Genomic DNA, 17,579 nt, shown 5'->3' with positions numbered 1-17,579 from the left:
GGGGAACCGTCGTCGGGCGGGGGCCCGTCAGGCCTTGCGCATGTACGCGCGCACGGTGAGCGGTGCGAAGACCGCGACGATGACCGCGGCGCCGACGAGCGAGATCGCCGCGTCGGAGCCGAGCGTGCCGGTGTTCGCCAGCTCGCGGACCGCGGTGACGAGGTGCGACACCGGGTTGACGGTGACGAAGCCCTGGAGCCAGCCCGGCATCGTCTCCGGCTGGACGAACGCGTTCGAGAGGAACGTCAGCGGGAAGAGCACGATCATCGAGATGCCCTGCACGCTCGACGCCGTCCGCGCGACGACGCCGAAGAACGCGAAGATCCAGCTCACGGCCCACGAGCACACGATGACCAGCAGGCCCGCGAGCACGACGGCGCCGAGCCCGCCGCCCGGCCGGTAGCCCATGAGGTAGCCCATCGCGAACGTGAGGGTGGTCGCGATGAGGTAGCGGACCGTGTCCGCGAGGAGCGCGCCCGACAGGGGCGCGATCCGCGCGATGGGCAGCGACCGGAAGCGGTCGAACACGCCCTTGTCCATGTCCTCGCGCAGCTGCGTGCCCGTGACGACCGACGTGGTGATGACCGTCTGCACGAGGATGCCCGGGATGATGATCGGCAGGTAGCTCGTGACGTCGCCCGCGATCGCCCCGCCGAAGATGTACGTGAACATCAGCGTGAAGAGGATCGGCTGCAGCGTCACGTCGAAGAGCTGCTCGGGCGTGCGCTTGATCTTCAGCAGACCGCGGTACGCCATGGTCAGCGTGTGGTCGGCGGTGGCGCGCAGCGACGTGCGGTCGGACAGCGCGCGGTCGGCACCGGCCTGGATGCGGGGCCGGGGCGCGACCGCCGCGCCGGTCGGGCCGGGGGTCGTGGTCGTGGTGGTCATCGCAGCGCCGCCTCTCGCGTCACGGCCGCGCGGTCCTCGCGCGCGCCCGGGGTGTCGTCCGTGGATCTGGGCGCGCCGTCGCCGGCGGCCGCGTCGGGCTGCTCGGCGCCGTGCCCCGTGAGGGTGAGGAACACCTCGTCGAGGCTCGGCTTGTCCATGCTCAGCGAGCCGACCTCGATGCGGGCCTCGCGCAGGCGCACGAGGAGGTCCGTCACGACGTCCGGCCCGGAGACGGGCACGGTGAGCCGGCGCGCCTCGGGGGAGACCGTCGCGGCGAGGCCCAGCGCGCGCTCGACGATCTCGAGCGCGGGAGCGACGTCGGCGGCGTGGACCAGGGCGAGCTGCAGCGACTGGTCGCCGACGGCGTCCTTGAGGTCGTCCGCGGTGCCCTCGGCCACCACACGCCCACGGTCGATCACCGCGATCCGGTCCGCGAGCTGGTCCGCCTCGTCCAGGTACTGCGTCGTGAGCAGCACGGTCGACCCGCTCGCGACGAGATCGCGGATCGTCGACCACATCTGGGCCCGCGTGCGCGGGTCCAGACCCGTCGTCGGCTCGTCGAGGAAGATGAGCGGCGGCTGCGCGATGAGGCTCGCCGCGAGGTCCAGACGGCGGCGCATGCCGCCCGAGAAGCTCTTCAGCGGGCGGGACGCCGCCTCCGTGAGGCCGAACGCCTCCAGCAGCTCGACCGCCTTGCGCCGGGCCTGCGTGCGCGACAGCCCGAGGAGCCGCGCGAAGATCACGAGGTTCTCCGTCGCGCTGAGCGTCTCGTCGACCGAGGCGTACTGGCCCGTCACGCCGATGAGCTGGCGCACCTTGTGCGGGTGTGCGACGACGTCGTGCCCGAACACCCGGGCGGTGCCCGCGTCAGGGCGCAGGAGCGTCGCGAGCATGCTGATGGTCGTGGTCTTCCCGGCACCGTTGGGTCCGAGGACCCCGTAGACGGTGCCGGTGCGCACGGTGAGGTCCACGCCGTCGACGGCGCGGTTCTCGCCGAAGACCTTCACGAGGCCGTGGGCCTCGATCGCGGGGGTGGTCATGTGTCCTCCTGGTCGGTGGGTTCACCACCCACGCTCGACGCGCGCCCTCGCAGCGCGCTGTCAGCGGAGCACCACCCGCTGTCACGCCGCTGTCACGCTCGCACCTGCCGAAGTAGAGCCGTGGTCGGCCGAGGTAGAGGCGTGGTCACCGTGCCCGACGGCGTGTGGTTGCCCTGGGTGGTCGGGGTGGGTGGTGGTGCCGCGTCTACCATCCGCCGCTCGTTCCTCGCGGCTCCCGCCAGGCCCGCCACGACGCGGCACCACCACCCACCCCGACCGGCGTCGTCTCGCCCTGGTCTCCGCTCACCTCGGGCGACTGCCCGCGGTGTCGGCCAGCCTGTGCCGTGCTGGCCCACGGGTGGGTCCGACCGTCGGGGCGACCGACTCGTCGGGCACGGCCTGGGCTTCTTCCTCGGCAGACCACGGCCCTCCATCTGCAGACACGGCTCTACCCCGGTCCACCACGGCTCTACCCAGTGCGACGACGGCTCTCTTTCGGCAGGTGCGGTTCGTGCCGCGCGGGCCTGAGACCCGCCCGGTGAACGTCCTCCCGACGGCGGCAAAGGCCGTGGGTCGGGGCGGGCCGGCGTGCTAGCGTCGGGGCCGATCGTGAACCGAGCCGAGGGGGTGAGTCCCGTGAACGCTGTGTCCGTACCGGGCGCTCCCTCGCTGCCCACGATCGCGCGACGGCCGTAGTCGTCGTCGGGAGCGCTCGCCGCATCATCGCGAGAGGCGACTCCCATGAACACCACCACACCTTCTTCTGCACCGGGCATCTCGGCCGTAGGCCTTCCGGTACCTGACCTCCAGCCGTCCGATCCGGTCCCGACGACGGGTGAGCGCGCCCTCGTGCTCGGGGGCGGCGGGTCCACCGGCAACGCGTGGCTGATCGGCGTCGTCGCCGGTCTGGCCGACGCCGGGCTGGACGTGTCCACGACGGCCGACCTGACCGTCGGGACGTCGGCCGGTTCGACGACGGCGGCGCAGCTCGCCGGCGCGACGCCCACGGAGCTGTACGCCGCCGCGCTGGTCGCTCCGACGCGCCCGCCCGCGGGGCCGGGCGGCCCGGACGCGGGCGGGGACCGCACGCGGCAGGCGGCGGACCAGATGGCGCGGACGGCCGCGATCATCGCCGGTGCCCAGGACGCGGCCGACATGCGCCGCAGGCTCGGGGCGGCAGCGCTCGCGCTGCCCGGGGCGTCGGACGAGGCGGTCCGGTCGCGGTGGCGGGCGACCGTCGGTGCGCGCCTGCCCGACCCGTCCTGGCCCGGCCGGTCGCTGCTGCTCACGGCCGTCGACGCGCGGACCGGCGAGCCCGCCGTCTTCGACCGGCACAGCGGCGTCGACCTCGTCGATGCCGTCGCGGCGAGCTGCGCGAGCGGGTTCGCCTACCGGATCGGGGAGCGGCAGTACCTCGACGGCGGCTACCGCCGCAACGAGAACGCGGACCTGGCGGTCGGGCACCGGCGGGTGCTCGTGCTGTCGCCGTTCGGGGGCAGGACGCGCGCGCCACTGGACTGGGGCCTGCAGCTCGCCGTGCAGGTCGACGAGCTGCGCGCACGGGGGAGCGAGGTCGAGGTGATCGTCCCGGGCCCCGCGGCCGACCACCTGTTCGGCCCGCAGGCCATGGACCTGTCGCTCCGGCCGGCCGCGGCCGAGGCCGGGTACGAGCGGGGCACCGCGCTCGCGGAGCGCGTCGCAGCGCTCTGGCGCTGATGGGCACTGACCGGAACTGACCGGCACCTGACGTGCGCTGACGCAGCGGTGGCCCGGATCGCTCAGGCCCGGGCCACCGTCCGCTCAGGCGCGGGTGCGGGTCGTGAGGACGACGCGCGTCGAGCCGGCGACGAGGAGCGCCGAGCCGAGCATGTGCAGGCCGACGAGGAGCGCCGGCAGGCCCGTGAAGTACTGCACGTACCCGATCAGGCCCTGCCCCAGCGTGATGGCGAGCAGGATCCAGGCCGCGCGGCGCACCTGCTCGGGGCCGCGACGGACGCTCACGAGGTAGGCGACGAGGACGGCGACGAACACCCACACGGCCCACGCGTGGATCTTGCTCATGAGCGCCGGGTCGACGGCGAGGCGGTACCCGACCTCCTCGTCGCCGCTGTGCGGGCCCGCCCCCGTGACGACGACGCCGAGGACGACGATCAGCGCCGTCAGCCCGTACAGGGTCCAGGCGAGCGTGCGCGAGCGCGGGGCGACCGTCGGGACGGGCGGCCCGTCGCCCTCCCCGGACCGGTGCAGGAGGAGCAGCGAGACGGAGACGAGCGCGGCCGAGACGACGAAGTGCAGCGACACCCACCCTGGGTGCAGGTGCAGCAGGACGATCACGCCGCCGATGACCGCCTGCGCGGCGACGCCGAGCAGGGGGACGGCGCCGAGGAGCCGGTAGGACAGGACGCGGGACCGGTCCGTCCACACGAGCACCAGCGCGGCGATCGCGATGACGCTCAGCACCCCGGTGAGCGTGCGGTTCCCGTACTCCACGAACTGGTGGTACGTCGTCTCGGGGTGGAACTTCGCGGCGAACTGGCCCGGCTCACACTGCGGCCAGGTCGAGCACCCGAGCCCCGAACCCGTGAGCCGCACGGCGCCGCCCGTGACGATGATGCCGATCTGCGCCACGAGGTTCGCGACGAGCACCGGCCGGGTCCAGCGGCGCAGCGGCGCGAGCCGGTCCGGTCGTGCGGCGCCGCCACCGGCGGCGGCGCCTGCGGGGCTGTCGGCGGGAGCGGGGTCGAGCGCGGGGGGCGGGGTGCTCACGGTCCCACGGTATCGGGACGACCGTGCAGCCCCGGAACCCAGCGCGTGTGAGATGCGCCTGGACCTCAGGTCCAGCGGAAGAGCTTGCCCGCGCCCCAGCCGAGCGCCGCGGTCCAGCCGAGCAGCACGACGACGGAGAAGGGCGGCACGGCGCCGTCGAGCAGCGCGCCGCGCATCGCCTCGCCCAGCGCCCCGGACGGCAGCAGGAGCGCGACGTGCTCGAGCGGGCCGGGGAGCTGGTCGGCCGGGACGAGGACGCCACCGCCGACGGTGAGCAGCACGAGCACGAGGTTCGCGACGGCGAGCACGCCCTCGGCGCGCAGCGTCCCGGCGAGCAGCATCGCGAGCGACGTGAACGCCGCCGTCCCGAGCAGCACGGCGAGCAGGGCCGCGGGGATCCCGGCGGGGTCGGGCTGCCAGCCGAGCGCGAGCGCGACGGCCGTGATGACGACGACCTGTACGACCTCGACGGCGAGGACGCCGAGCACCTTCCCGGCGAGCAGGCCGCCGCGGCCCAGGGGCGTGGTCGACATGAGGCGCAGCACGCCGTTGCGGCGGTCGAACGCGGTCGCGATGGCCTGCGACGTGAACGCCGTCGACATCACGGCGAGCGCGAGGACGCCGGGCGTCACGAAGTCGACGCGCGTCGCGCCGCCCGTGTCGAGGTCGACGAACGACGTGAGCACCAGCCCGAGCAGGAGCATGACGGGCAGGATGATCGTGACGAGGAGCTGCTCGCCGTTGCGCAGGATCATGCGCGTCTCGAACGCCGTCTGGGCGACGACGCGGCGCCACGCGGGAGCGGCGAGCTCCGTGCTCGGGGTCTGGCTCGGGTCCTGGGTCTCCGACGTGGTCGTCGAGGTCGCGCTCATCGCAGGTGCCGTCCCGTGAGGTCGAGGAACACGTCCTCGAGCGTGCGGCGGCCCACCGTGACGCGCGAGGCGAGGACGCCGCGCGCGGCGAGCCACGTCGTCAGCGCCACGAGCGTCGCGGGGTCGGCAGGCCCGGTGAGGGTGTACGAGCCGGGCTGCGGCTCGGCGACGCTCCACGCGGCGGGTGCGCCCGCGCCGTCGGGCAGGCCCGCCCCGGCGAGGGCCTGGCTCAGGCCGTCGAGGCCGAGCCCGGGGGTGGCCTCGAAGCGCACGGTGCGGTCCGCCTCGCCGTCGGCCCCGGTCTCGAGCAGGTCGCGCGTCGCGCCCGCGGCGATGACCTTGCCGTGGTCGACGACGTACACGTGGTCGGCCAGGTCCTCCGCCTCGTCCATGAGGTGCGTCGTGAGGACGATGCCGACGCCCTCCGCGCGCAGCTCGCGCACGAGCTCCCACACGGCGTGCCGGCTCTGCGGGTCCATGCCCGCGCTCGGCTCGTCGAGGAAGACGACCTCCGGGCGCCCGACGATCGCCGCGGCGAGCGCGAGGCGCTGCCGCTGCCCGCCGGACAGCCGTCGCACGGTCGTGCGCGCGAAGCTCTCCAGCCCCAGGCGCTCGGTGAGCTCGCCGACGTCGCGCGGCCGCGCGTACATGGAGGCGACGTGCCGCAGCATCTCCAGGGCGCGCACGCCCGTCGGGAGCCCGCCGTCCTGGAGCATGACGCCGACGCGCGGGCGCAGGTCGCGCGCGTCGGTCAGGGGGTCGAGGCCGAGGACCTCGACGCGCCCGGCGTCGGGGGAGCGCAGGCCCTCGCAGCACTCGACGGTCGTGGTCTTGCCGGCGCCGTTGGGGCCGAGCACCGCGGTGATCGCGCCGCGCTCGGCGGTGAGGGACACGCCGTCGACGACGGCACGACCGTCGTAGCGCTTGACGAGGTCGTGCACGAGCACGGCGGGGGCGGGCACCCGGCCGATTGTAGGGGGCGGGTCTGCCGCTCAGGACCCGGGCCCGGCCCAGACCGCACGGGTGTCGCGTACGCCACATCTCGGCACCCAGGGGGCGGTCTGAGGGTCGCCTTGCTTGCGTTCGGGCAATTAGGGAACAACCATGTTGTCTATATCGGTTCCAGATCTGTCGCCCCGTGTCACGCCGCGCCACGCGCACGCGCGCCCACGGGACGCACCACGGGAGGTGAGCATGGCCGCAGGACCCGTCCGACCGGACGCGCTGCGCGCTGCCACCCCCGCGGTCGGGCAGGCGCCCGGCACCGTCCCGGCCACCGACGCCGACCGTCGCACGCGCGAGCGCGTGCTCGAGCTCGTCGCGAGCGCCGGTCCCGTGAGCGCTGCCGACCTCGCCGCGACGCTCGGGCTGACGCCCGCCGCCGTCCGGCGCCACCTCGCCCTCCTCGAGGAGGACGACCTCGTCGCCGTGCACGACGCCGGGCACCCCACCGGGATGCGCGGCCGCCCCGCGCGGCGGTACGTGACGACGTCGGCCGGGCAGGGCGAGCTCAGCGGCACCTACGCCGACCTCGCGACGCAGGCGCTGCGGTACCTGCGCGACGTCGCCGGGCCGGACGCCGTCGAGCGGTTCGCCCACGACCGGCTCGCCGAGCTCGCCGACCGCTACGAGGGTCGGCTCGACGCGGACGACGTCGAGGGCCGGGCCGCCCAGCTCGCGGCGGCGCTCGCGGACGACGGGTACGCGGCGAGCGTGCGCCCCGTCCCCGGCACGTCCGCGGTGCAGCTCTGCCAGGGGCACTGCCCGGTGCAGCACGTCGCGGAGGAGTTCCCGCAGCTCTGCGAGGCGGAGGCGCAGGTCTTCGCCAGGCTCCTCGGCTCGCACGTGCAGCGACTCTCGACGCTCGCGACGGGCGCGCACGCGTGCACGACGAACGTCCCCGTCCGGGCGCGCGGCCGCCCGACGTCGGGCGAGACCTGACCCGAGGGGCGCGCCGCCGCCCCGAGGCCACGAACGACATCCCCCGCAAGAACCCTTGTACCGACTGCCCCCGCCCGCAACGACGGACAGTGGAAGGACGACCATGAGCGCTCCCACCCAGGACGCCACCGGCACGGCCCAGCCGACCGGTGAGAAGCAGACCGACGACGAGATCATCGCCTCGATCGGTGCCTACGGCTACGGCTGGCACGACAGCGACGCCGCCGGCGAGGCCGCGCAGCGCGGCCTGTCCGAGGACGTCGTGCGCAACATCTCGGCGCTGAAGAACGAGCCCGAGTGGATGCTCAAGACGCGGCTCAAGGCCCTGCGCCTCTTCGACAAGAAGCCCATGCCGAGCTGGGGCTCCGACCTCACGGGCATCGACTTCGACAACATCAAGTACTTCGTGCGCTCCACGGAGAAGCAGGCCGCCTCGTGGGACGACCTGCCGGAGGACATCAAGGAGACGTACGACAAGCTCGGCATCCCCGAGGCGGAGAAGCAGCGCCTCGTCGCGGGCGTCGCCGCGCAGTACGAGTCCGAGGTGGTCTACCACCAGATCAACGAGGAGCTGGAGCGCCAGGGCGTCATCTTCCTCGACACGGACACCGCGCTGCGCGAGCACCCGGAGCTCTTCCAGGAGTACTTCGGCACCGTCATCCCGTCGGGCGACAACAAGTTCGCGGCGCTCAACTCGGCCGTGTGGTCGGGCGGGTCGTTTGTCTACGTGCCGCCGGGCGTGCACGTCGAGATCCCGCTGCAGGCCTACTTCCGCATCAACACGGAGAACATGGGCCAGTTCGAGCGGACGCTGATCATCGCGGACGAGGGCTCGTACGTGCACTACGTCGAGGGCTGCACTGCGCCGATCTACTCGTCCGACTCGCTGCACTCGGCGGTCGTCGAGATCATCGTCAAGAAGAACGCCCGCGTCCGGTACACGACCATCCAGAACTGGTCGAACAACGTGTACAACCTCGTGACCAAGCGGGCGACCGCGGCCGAGGGCGCGACGATGGAGTGGGTCGACGGCAACATCGGCTCCAAGGTCACCATGAAGTACCCGGCGATCTACCTGCTCGGCGAGCACGCGCGCGGCGAGACGCTCTCGATCGCGTTCGCGGGCGAGGGTCAGCACCAGGACGCCGGGGCCAAGATGGTCCACGCGGCGCCGCACACGTCGTCGTCCATCGTGTCGAAGTCGGTGGCGCGCGGCGGTGGCCGCACGTCCTACCGCGGCCTCGTCCAGGTCCTCGAGGGCGCCTCGCACTCGGCCTCGACCGTGCTGTGCGACGCGCTGCTCGTCGACCAGATCTCCCGGTCCGACACCTACCCGTACGTCGATGTCCGCGAGGACGACGTGTCCATGGGGCACGAGGCGACGGTCTCGCGGGTGAGCGAGGACCAGCTGTTCTACCTCATGTCCCGAGGCATGGAGGAGACCGAGGCGATGGCCATGATCGTGCGCGGGTTCGTCGAGCCCATCGCGCGCGAGCTGCCCATGGAGTACGCGCTCGAGCTCAACCGCCTCATCGAGCTGCAGATGGAAGGGTCCGTCGGCTGATATGACCACCACCACCATTCCCGAAGAGGCCGGCCTGACCACCGACCACTCGCGCGCGCAGGCCGACGGGGCGCACTCCCACGGCGTCGTGCCGCAGGGCTCGCGCGCCGAGCGGCTGACGTCGTTCGACCTCGCCGACATCCCCGTGCCCTCCGGGCGCGAGGAGGAGTGGCGCTTCTCGCCCGTCGCGCGCCTCGCGCCGCTGTTCGACGACAAGCTCGTCGGGCAGAGCGGCGGCGGTGACGTGCGCGTCACGGTCGTCGAGGCCCCCGAGGTCGAGGTCGCGATCGTCGGTCGCGACGACGAGCGGCTCGGCACCGCCGGCAAGCCCGGCGACCGCACCGCCGTGACGTCGTGGAACGCGTTCGAGCAGTCGACGGTCGTCACCGTGCCGAAGGAGGCCGTCGCCTCCGACGTCACGTCCGTGCGCGTCGAGGGCCACGGCTCCACGCCGACCGCGAGCCACGTGCTCGTTCGCGCCGAGCGCCACTCGGAGGCCGTCGTCGTGCTCGACCACGTCGGGACCGCGACGCTCAACGAGACGGTCGAGATCGTGGTCGAGGACGGTGCGCACCTCACCGTCGTCTCGGTCCAGGACTGGGCCGACGGCGCCGTGCACGCGTCGTCGCACCGTGCCCGCATCGGGCGCGACGCGCGGCTCAAGCACGTGGTCGTGACGCTCGGCGGCGACGTCGTGCGCATCACCCCGGACGCGACGTTCACGGCCGAGGGCGGCGACGTCGAGATGGTCGGCCTCTACTTCGCGGACGCGGACCAGCACCAGGAGCACCGCCTGTTCGTCGACCACGCCGTGCCGCGCTGCAAGTCGCGCGTGACGTACAAGGGCGCGCTGCAGGGCGAGGGCGCGCACGCGGTGTGGGTCGGGGACGTGCTGATCCAGGCCGAGGCCGAGGGCACCGACACGTACGAGCTCAACCGCAACCTCGTCCTCACGGACGGCGCGCGCGCGGACTCGGTGCCGAACCTCGAGATCGAGACGGGCGAGATCGAGGGCGCGGGTCACGCGTCCGCGACCGGCCGGTTCGACGACGAGCAGCTCTTCTACCTGCAGGCCCGCGGCATCCCGGAGGTCGAGGCGCGCCGCCTCGTCGTCCGCGGCTTCTTCGCGGAGCTCATCCAGGAGATCGGCGTCGCGTCGGTCGAGGAGCGCCTGCTCGAGGCGATCGAGCGCGAGCTGAGCAAGTCCATGTCGATCATCGACGGGAGCGCCGAGCTCGCCGAGGCGACGGCGTGACCGCACAGCCCGCCTGCACGACGTCCGACCTCGGCCCGGAGGAGGCGCTCCGCGTCGAGCTCCCGGCCGAGGACGGGCGCGTCGTCGAGGTCGCGGTCATCCGTGACGGCGACGGCGACTGGCACGCGATCTCGGACATCTGCTCCCACGGGGCGGTGTCCCTGTCGGACGGCGAGGTCGAGGGCTGCTTCGTCGAGTGCTGGCTGCACGGCTCGCAGTTCGACGTGCGGACCGGCATGCCGACCGCGCTGCCCGCGATGCGGCCCGTGCCCGTGTACCCGGTGACGGTCGACGGCGAGCAGGTGCTCGTCGACGTCGACCGCGTCGTCGCTCCCACCTGACCCACATCCTGAACTGGCGCGCCGAGCGCGCCCCACGGCTCACCAGAACCTCTTGGAGAAGAACCACATGTCCACTCTCGAGATCCGCGACCTGCACGTCAGCGTCGAGACCAAGGAAGGGCCGAAGCCGATCCTGCGCGGCGTCGACCTGACGATCGCCAGCGGCGAGGTCCACGCCATCATGGGCCCGAACGGCTCGGGCAAGTCCACGCTCGCCTACTCGATCGCCGGCCACCCCAAGTACCAGGTCACCGGCGGCACGGTGACGCTCGACGGCGAGGACGTCCTCGCGATGAGCGTCGACGAGCGCGCCCGCGCGGGCCTGTTCCTCGCCATGCAGTACCCGGTCGAGGTCCCCGGCGTCTCCGTGTCGAACTTCCTGCGCACCGCGAAGACGGCCATCGACGGCGAGGCGCCCGCGCTGCGCCACTGGGTCAAGGACGTCAAGGGCGCCATGGAGCGCCTGCGCATGGACGACTCCTTCGCCGAGCGCTCGGTCAACGAGGGCTTCTCGGGTGGCGAGAAGAAGCGCCACGAGATCCTCCAGATGGAGCTCCTCAAGCCGAAGTTCGCCGTCCTCGACGAGACCGACTCGGGCCTCGACGTCGACGCGCTGCGCATCGTGTCCGAGGGCGTGAACCGCGTCCACGGCGCGACCGACGCGGGCATCCTGCTCATCACGCACTACACGCGCATCCTGCGGTACATCAAGCCGGACTTCGTCCACGTCTTCGTCGACGGCAAGGTCGCCGAGGAGGGTGGCCCGGAGCTGGCCGACCGCCTGGAGGAGGAGGGCTACGACCGCTACCTCTCCGGCGCCGTCGAGTCCGCCTCGGCCGCCTCGGCCTGAGCGGTCGCACCACGTTCGAGGAGACGACCATGACGACCACCGCGCACCCCGCGGAGCATCCAGCGGGGCAGCAGGCCGGTCCGCCGGCGCGCCTGACCGACGTCGAGCTCGCCGCCGTGCGGGCCGACTTCCCGCTGCTCGAGCGCACCGTGCGCGGTGGTCGTCCGCTCGTCTACCTCGACTCCGCGGCGACGTCGCAGAAGCCGCAGGTCGTCCTCGACACCGAGGTCGACTTCTACGAGGAGCGCAACGCGGCCGTGCACCGCGGCGCGCACCAGCTCGCCGAGGAGGCGACCGAGGCGTTCGAGGACGCCCGCGCGGACGTCGCGGCGTTCGTCGGCGCGCGCCCGGGCGAGATCGTCTGGACGTCCGGCGCGACGGCCGCGATCAACCTCGTCGCATACGGGATCTCGAACGCGACGCTCGGCCGCGGGGGAGAGGCGGCCCGCCGCTTCGCGCTCGCGCCCGGCGACGAGATCGTCCTCACCGAGGCCGAGCACCACGCGAACATCGTGCCGTGGCAGGAGCTCGCGGCCCGCACGGGCGCCGTCCTGCGCTGGTTCGAGGTGGACGACGACGGGCGCGTGCGCGTCGAGGACGCCGCGACGGTCATCACGGAGCGCACGCGGATCGTCGCGTTCGCGCACGTGTCGAACGTGACGGGCGCGGTCACGCCCGTCGAGCCGATCGTGGCCCGGGCGCGCGAGGTCGGCGCTCTCACCGTGCTCGACGCGTGCCAGTCCGTGCCGCACCTGCCGGTCGACCTGCCCGCGCTCGGCGTCGACTTCGCCGCGTTCTCGGCGCACAAGATGCTCGGGCCCACGGGGGTGGGCGTGCTGTACGGGCGGCGCGAGCTGCTCGAGGCGCTGCCGCCCGTGACGACCGGCGGGTCGATGATCGAGGTCGTCACGATGACCGAGTCGTCGTACATGGCGCCGCCGCAGCGGTTCGAGGCGGGCACGCAGCCCGTCGCGCAGGTCGTGGGGTTCGGCGCCGCGGCGAAGTACCTGCACGAGCTCGGCATGGACGGCGTCGCCGCGCACGAGCACGAGCTCGCCGCGGAGCTGCTGCGCATCGGGGAGATCCCCGGGGTGCGCATCATCGGCCCGCGCGAGCCCGAGGACCGGCTCGCCGTCGTGTCGTTCGTCGTGGACGGCGTGCACGCGCACGACGTCGGCCAGGTGCTCGACGACGCGGGCATCGCCGTGCGCGTCGGTCACCACTGCGCCCAGCCCCTGCACCGCCGGTTCGGGGTCGCCGCGACCGCGCGCGCGTCCGCGTCGGTGTACACCACGCGCGAGGACGTCGACGCGTTCCGGGAAGCACTGGCCGGGGTCCGGGCGTTCTTCTCGGTGGACTGAGAGAGGACCCGATGAGCTCGATCGAGCAGATGTACCAGCAGGTCATCCTCGACCACGCCAAGACCCCGCACGGCCGGGGCCTGGTCGAGGTGGCGGACGGCGCGGCGAGCGGCCAGTCGCACCAGGTGAACCCCACGTGCGGCGACGAGGTGACGCTGCGCGTCGAGCTCGCCGGCGACACGATCGACCGCGTGAGCTGGGAGGGGCAGGGCTGCAGCATCTCGCAGGCGTCCCTGTCCGTGCTCACCGACCTCGTGTCCGGCCGGCCCGTGACCGAGGCCGAGCACCTCGGCGAGGTCTTCCGCGAGCTCATGGGCTCGCGTGGCAAGGGCCTCGACGAGGCCGCGGAGGACGAGCTCGGCGACGCCACGGTGTTCACCGGCGTCTCGCAGTACCCTGCTCGCATCAAGTGCGCCCTGCTCGGCTGGGCCGCGCTGCGCGACTCGCTCGTCACCTCGGGCGCCCTGAGCGCCGTGGGCGACCCATCAACGGCAGCAGCTTCCGACGCGGCGCTCGCCGCGCGGGGAACGACGGAGGAGAACCGATGACCACCGAGACCGGCGCGCCCGCCGAGGGCGTCACGCCCAGCCCGCCGAACGTCGCCGACGTCGAGGAGGCCATGCGCGACGTCATCGACCCCGAGCTCGGCATCAACGTCGTCGACCTCGGCCTCGTCTACGGCATCCAGATCGACCAGAACAACCACGCCGTCATCGACATGACGCTCACGTCCGCGGCCTGCCCGCTGACCGACGTCATCGAGGACCAGTCCGCGCAGGCTCTCGAGGGCCTCGTCGACGGGTTCCGCGTCAACTGGGTCTGGATGCCGCCGTGGGGCCCGGAGAAGATCACGGCCGACGGCAAGGAGCAGCTCCGCGCGCTGGGGTTCAACGTCTGAGACTGCGCAGTGGCGGTGCCTCACTAAGGTATCCACTCTGTGAGGCACCGCTCGTGTTGGCTTTTTCCGGTGTTGCGCATGGTGAAGGTCCCGCCGTCGCGGGCGATCTTCGTGTAGCCGCCGAAGGAGTGCTGAGTTCCGGACTGCTGGTGCAGTGGGGCGCTGCTGACGCGGCCCGTCGAGCGGTTCGAGCTGCTCGCTGACGAGCTGCTGGACCGGCCGTAACTCCGGGTGCCTTCTGAGGAGCGGTTTGTGGTCATGTGTTTCACCTCCTCTCAAGGTTGTTATCGGTCGCGTGAGGCGCGGCAGGGAACGCGAGGGCGCAGACTCGCTGGCGTGCATGCTCGACGGTGCCACTGTCGTCGGCACTGACGCTGACGGTGCCGTCGGACCTCACGCCGATGTAGGCCCCCGTCTCTGCGCGAAGCTGTCGAATGGTCGCTCCGCCGCGGCCGATGACTCGGCCGACCGTGTTGCTGGGAATGGCGAAGCTCGTGGCGTGGTGCCAGGCCGTCGTCTTCACGACGATCTCTCGGTGGGTGGGCCATGGCTCCGCGACCCAGACCTTGAGAGTTCGGCCCTGCTCGTCGCGTTCGAGTCGGACGCTGTTGTTGATGGTGTCGCGCGTGAATCGGTCCGGGTTTGCGAGGACGTGCATGACCTGCTCAGAGGAGACTCGACGCAGTTCCATCCGCTCCCTAGCGTGTGTCGTGAAGCGAACTGCCGTGTTCGCCGGAAGGCGCTCTTGCCGGGGCTTCCTTGTCCGCGCGCGGTAGAGAAGGTACGCGAGCAGGGATGCCGCAGCGAGTGCGGCGAGCCAGAGTGGGCCGTTCATCATGGTTTCCGTTCTGCGTCGACTGGTAGGGGTCAGGCCGCGAGTGCGTGGCGGGCGGCGAGGTCGGTGGGTGTGGTGACGTACGTGATGCAGGAGGGGCCGGCGGCCAGGCGGACCTGCCGGGCGACATGGCCGACCGGTCCGATGACGAGTACATCGATGCCGGCGGCCTTGAGCGCGGTGATCGTTGGTGCGAAGGCGTGGTCTCCGGAGGCGATGACGACGCGGTTGTAGCGGGTGGCGAGGAACTCGACGTTCTCGAGCTCGGCGAGCAGTGCGAGGTCAGCGCCGTCGTGACCGGGGCGCAGCAGAAACTGGGCGGATCCGTTCCAGCCGAGGAAGGCCGCGGGAGCGTTGCGCTCGTGTGACACGGCGAGGACCTCGTGGTCGCCGACACACCGCGGGGAGACCTGGTCGATGAAGACCTGCGTGACTCGGACGGCGTCCTCGCAGAGGCAACCCGTGCCGGTCAGGTTCTCGATGTCGATGAAGCGGATCGTGCGCGGGGCGTCGCTGGCGTTCACGAGTTCTCCTTTTCGGTGCCGTGCTTTCCGGCGGGATAGTGCATCTCATGATGCACCCGATTCGGGCGTCGTGCAACACCCGAATAGCGCGATGATGTATAACTGACTACGTGACTCCTTACTCGCTCGCTGCTGACCCTGACCGCTCTGTCGCCTTCCTGCGGGACGTCGTGGGGTACGGCCGACTACCCGGGGAGTCGTCCCGACTCGAGGGCGCGGCTGGGCTCGCGCGGGAGGACCGGGCGACGCTTCTCGCCTGGTACTGGCCTGAGCTCTCGTACGACCAAGAGTTCGACCCGTTCTCGCAGTTCGACGTCGTTGCTCGAGAGTCGGGCGAGCGGAAGGCTCAGCGGCGCTTGCGGGAGGTAGCGGCCAGCAGGCTCGACCTCGCGCTCGTTGCGGCGTACGGGGCGGCAGACAGGACGCCTGAGGAGATCGTGGGTTCCGTATGCTGGGCGGCGACATGCTCCGGGGCCCGTCTGGGTGGCGTGCTCGACGCCACGCAGGGTCTGGCATTTGAGCAGTTCCTCGCGATGTGCCGCTTCCTGGATCTGCGGTACATCGACCCCTCTGACGAGGCATCGACAGTCTCGACCTGGACGTCGTTCGTTGCTGAGCGGGCCCGTGAGGCGACTGATCAGGTCGGACGGATAGTCGAAGGGCTGATGACGGAAGTCAGGCTGGCGCTGGCACGTCGTCTCGATGCCGAGCTTCAGGCGGGCGACGTTCCCACGGTGGGGCCGATGTACGACCAGGTGAAGCGGCTCTCTTCTCGGACTCCCGTCAGCCTCGACGCGGCCCGCGCCGCACTGAAGGACCGCCGGCGGCTTGGCGACCCGTCCCAGTTCGGAGCCGTCCTGGCCGACATGCTCGCCACCGCTGGAACCCCAGACCACGACCTCGCGGTCGAGTTCCTGACCGAACTCCTGCCTCTGGCCGGTGAGGAGCACGGACCGATGACCCGGTTCATGAGCATGACCGCGGAGACGCTCGATACGGTCCCGCCCGTGTTCGAGGAAGTCGCCCGTCACGAGCAGGGCTACGGCTGGCTGCTGCTGAACACCGCTTCGTTGGGTGCGCGGATCGACGACGCCTTGGCTGATCTCGCGAGTGTCGATGACCTCCGAGCGGCGTTGCGCAAGCGGTACAACCCCGACGGAGACCGCAACGCCACGGTGTACCGCCCCGGCGACACCTTCACGGCTCCCGCCTCTGGATCCCGCTACCGGGGCCTCTACGAGGCTTTGGCAACGACCAGCGAGGATCACCCGACGCTCGAGATCGACCCGGCGCGGACGCGAATCAAGACCAACCGTGGGTGGTTCGACCTTCCTCCCAGCGCGGTCCGTGACAAGGCGTGGTGGTCCGGGACCGGACGAAGCTCGACAGGCAGGCCGCAGGTGCGCGCCTGGTGGGCAGCCGGTTACTACCTGCCACAACTCGCGATCGACGACGATGGGCGGATCACTGGGGTGCAGTTCCACGCACTCCCCGGTCGCTCCGAGTGGCTCGACGACGACGCCGACGAGAGGCTTGCCCGGAGCCGCTACACAGTGCCCGCCAAACCCGACATCCCGTACCGCGCGGACATCGCGTTCCCGGGTATCTCGTCCGTCTGGCGCGCCGACGACGAGCAGCTCGCGGACCTTCGCACCGCGGTCTTCGCTCCTCCCGCGCCGACGGTCACACCCACCGTCGGGTCCGAGCCAGGTCAGCCGGCCACCGCCAGGCCCTCTGAAGCCGCTCCAGAACTCTCAGACGCCGAGCAGATCGAACTACTTACGGGCTACCTGCGACAAAACGGCGAGGCATCCCGCCGCGCCGTCGAGAGACTTCTCGCACCGCGGAACGCGAGCCTCAGCGATGACGTCGAGTTCACGTCGAAGAGGCTTCCCAACCTCCTGGCGAAAGCACGCAGGCAGGGCCGAATCGCGAACATCGGCACGCGCAAACAGCCCCGGTGGGTCGCCACGGGAACCCCCGCACATCTCGTGGCGAGGCTCGCGAGCATCCTCGGAGAGGATGAATATGGCAACCAGGCCGACAGAATCACCGCGCCACAGCTCGCGCCAGGGGACTCGGTCCCCGCGGAGCTGTATCGGCGAGTGATCCGCCACGTGTATCCGCACGTGGAGCCCGCGTCAGCCACCGCTGGTTCCGCCATACGAGACGCGTACAACGGAGAGCCCTTCCTTACCGAGGTGGGCATGGCGGCAGTCTTGGCAGGTCGTCACCTAACCATCGCGGGCATCAAGGCGCTGCTCTCCGCAGTCCGTTTGGAACGCGAACAGGCATGGGAGGCGGCCGCGTCGAGGGCTCTGGACGCGCTCCCTGACTACGCACCCGCCGAGTTCGATGAGGACGTATTTCTCTCCTCTGACGACTGATCGTCGGCAGAGCGTCGCCGTTGAGGGGCTCCGATCTGATCTGGCCGCAGTGGGCCA

At 71.7% G+C, this 17,579-nt stretch carries 17 protein-coding genes; 10 read left to right on the top strand and 7 right to left on the bottom strand.

Features of this window, described 5'->3' with window-relative positions:
- Positions 1-27: 27 nt before the first annotated feature.
- Together ABRQ22_RS10135 and ABRQ22_RS10130 are read right to left on the bottom strand one after the other, a co-directional pair.
- Positions 28-888, bottom strand: coding sequence for an ABC transporter permease (locus tag ABRQ22_RS10135; RefSeq protein WP_353709423.1), 861 nt, complete (start codon positions 886-888; stop codon positions 28-30).
- Positions 885-1,928: an ATP-binding cassette domain-containing protein gene (locus ABRQ22_RS10130; protein WP_353709422.1), complete on the bottom strand. Its 1,044-nt coding sequence runs from the start codon at positions 1,926-1,928 to the stop codon at positions 885-887. Before ABRQ22_RS10130 ends, ABRQ22_RS10135 begins: the two co-directional genes overlap by 4 nt.
- Before the next feature lie 741 nt (positions 1,929-2,669).
- Here ABRQ22_RS10130 and ABRQ22_RS10125 point away from each other — a divergent pair.
- On the top strand, positions 2,670-3,644 hold the full coding sequence (locus ABRQ22_RS10125) for a patatin-like phospholipase family protein (RefSeq protein ID WP_353709421.1): 975 nt from the start codon (positions 2,670-2,672) through the stop codon (positions 3,642-3,644).
- Between the two features lie 84 nt (positions 3,645-3,728).
- Here ABRQ22_RS10125 and ABRQ22_RS10120 read toward each other — a convergent pair whose 3' ends face one another.
- The 3 genes from ABRQ22_RS10120 to ABRQ22_RS10110 all read right to left on the bottom strand — a co-directional run bounded on the left by ABRQ22_RS10120 (position 3,729) and on the right by ABRQ22_RS10110 (position 6,528).
- Complete coding sequence (locus tag ABRQ22_RS10120; RefSeq protein WP_353709420.1) at positions 3,729-4,694, bottom strand: COX15/CtaA family protein; 966 nt, start codon at positions 4,692-4,694, stop codon at positions 3,729-3,731.
- Between the two features lie 65 nt (positions 4,695-4,759).
- Entirely contained in the window at positions 4,760-5,449 is a 690-nt protein-coding gene (locus ABRQ22_RS10115) for an ABC transporter permease (RefSeq protein WP_353709536.1), read from the bottom strand.
- 113 nt (positions 5,450-5,562) lie between these two features.
- The gene (locus ABRQ22_RS10110) at positions 5,563-6,528 is read right to left on the bottom strand and encodes an ABC transporter ATP-binding protein (protein ID WP_353709419.1); all 966 of its coding nucleotides are present in this window, start codon (positions 6,526-6,528) and stop codon (positions 5,563-5,565) included.
- A 232-nt stretch (positions 6,529-6,760) separates the two neighbouring features.
- Here ABRQ22_RS10110 and ABRQ22_RS10105 point away from each other — a divergent pair, with 232 nt between their 5' ends.
- From ABRQ22_RS10105 to ABRQ22_RS10070, 8 genes are all read left to right on the top strand, one after another.
- On the top strand, positions 6,761-7,507 hold the full coding sequence (locus ABRQ22_RS10105) for a crosslink repair DNA glycosylase YcaQ family protein (protein WP_353709418.1): 747 nt from the start codon (positions 6,761-6,763) through the stop codon (positions 7,505-7,507).
- A 103-nt stretch (positions 7,508-7,610) separates the two neighbouring features.
- Positions 7,611-9,071 carry a Fe-S cluster assembly protein SufB gene (gene sufB / locus ABRQ22_RS10100; protein ID WP_047234318.1) on the top strand — a complete coding sequence of 487 codons (1,461 nt, stop codon included), beginning with the start codon at positions 7,611-7,613 and terminating at the stop codon, positions 9,069-9,071.
- 1 nt (position 9,072) lies between these two features.
- Positions 9,073-10,326 (top strand): Fe-S cluster assembly protein SufD, encoded by a 1,254-nt coding sequence (gene sufD / locus ABRQ22_RS10095; protein WP_253049013.1) that lies wholly within the window; start codon positions 9,073-9,075, stop codon positions 10,324-10,326.
- On the top strand, positions 10,323-10,667 hold the full coding sequence (locus ABRQ22_RS10090; RefSeq protein ID WP_047234320.1) for a non-heme iron oxygenase ferredoxin subunit: 345 nt from the start codon (positions 10,323-10,325) through the stop codon (positions 10,665-10,667). Before sufD ends, ABRQ22_RS10090 begins: the two co-directional genes overlap by 4 nt.
- A 67-nt stretch (positions 10,668-10,734) precedes the next feature.
- Positions 10,735-11,517 carry a Fe-S cluster assembly ATPase SufC gene (sufC, locus tag ABRQ22_RS10085; protein WP_047234341.1) on the top strand — a complete coding sequence of 261 codons (783 nt, stop codon included), beginning with the start codon at positions 10,735-10,737 and terminating at the stop codon, positions 11,515-11,517.
- A 29-nt stretch (positions 11,518-11,546) separates the two neighbouring features.
- Positions 11,547-12,878: a cysteine desulfurase gene (locus tag ABRQ22_RS10080; RefSeq protein ID WP_353709417.1), complete on the top strand. Its 1,332-nt coding sequence runs from the start codon at positions 11,547-11,549 to the stop codon at positions 12,876-12,878.
- 11 nt (positions 12,879-12,889) lie between these two features.
- Positions 12,890-13,426: a Fe-S cluster assembly sulfur transfer protein SufU gene (gene sufU / locus ABRQ22_RS10075; protein WP_353709416.1), complete on the top strand. Its 537-nt coding sequence runs from the start codon at positions 12,890-12,892 to the stop codon at positions 13,424-13,426.
- Positions 13,423-13,776 (top strand): metal-sulfur cluster assembly factor, encoded by a 354-nt coding sequence (locus ABRQ22_RS10070; RefSeq protein ID WP_253049023.1) that lies wholly within the window; start codon positions 13,423-13,425, stop codon positions 13,774-13,776. Before sufU ends, ABRQ22_RS10070 begins: the two co-directional genes overlap by 4 nt.
- Positions 13,777-14,041: 265 nt before the next feature.
- Here the strand turns inward: ABRQ22_RS10070 and ABRQ22_RS10065 are convergent, their stop codons facing one another.
- Both ABRQ22_RS10065 and ABRQ22_RS10060 read right to left on the bottom strand, forming a co-directional pair.
- Positions 14,042-14,614 (bottom strand): KH domain-containing protein, encoded by a 573-nt coding sequence (locus ABRQ22_RS10065; RefSeq protein WP_353709415.1) that lies wholly within the window; start codon positions 14,612-14,614, stop codon positions 14,042-14,044.
- Between the two features lie 29 nt (positions 14,615-14,643).
- The gene (locus ABRQ22_RS10060; protein WP_353709414.1) at positions 14,644-15,135 is read right to left on the bottom strand and encodes a hypothetical protein; all 492 of its coding nucleotides are present in this window, start codon (positions 15,133-15,135) and stop codon (positions 14,644-14,646) included.
- A gap of 110 nt (positions 15,136-15,245) precedes the next feature.
- Here ABRQ22_RS10060 and ABRQ22_RS10055 point away from each other — a divergent pair, with 110 nt between their 5' ends.
- The gene (locus tag ABRQ22_RS10055; RefSeq protein WP_353709413.1) at positions 15,246-17,522 is read left to right on the top strand and encodes a hypothetical protein; all 2,277 of its coding nucleotides are present in this window, start codon (positions 15,246-15,248) and stop codon (positions 17,520-17,522) included.
- Positions 17,523-17,579: the final 57 nt, after the last annotated feature.

The sequence above is a fragment of the Cellulosimicrobium sp. ES-005 genome (genome assembly GCF_040448685.1).
GTDB classification, from domain to species: Bacteria; Actinomycetota; Actinomycetes; order Actinomycetales; family Cellulomonadaceae; genus Cellulosimicrobium; species Cellulosimicrobium cellulans_G.
Note: the sequence above shows the minus strand (reverse complement) of the source record. Positions and strands in the feature narration are given on the sequence as shown.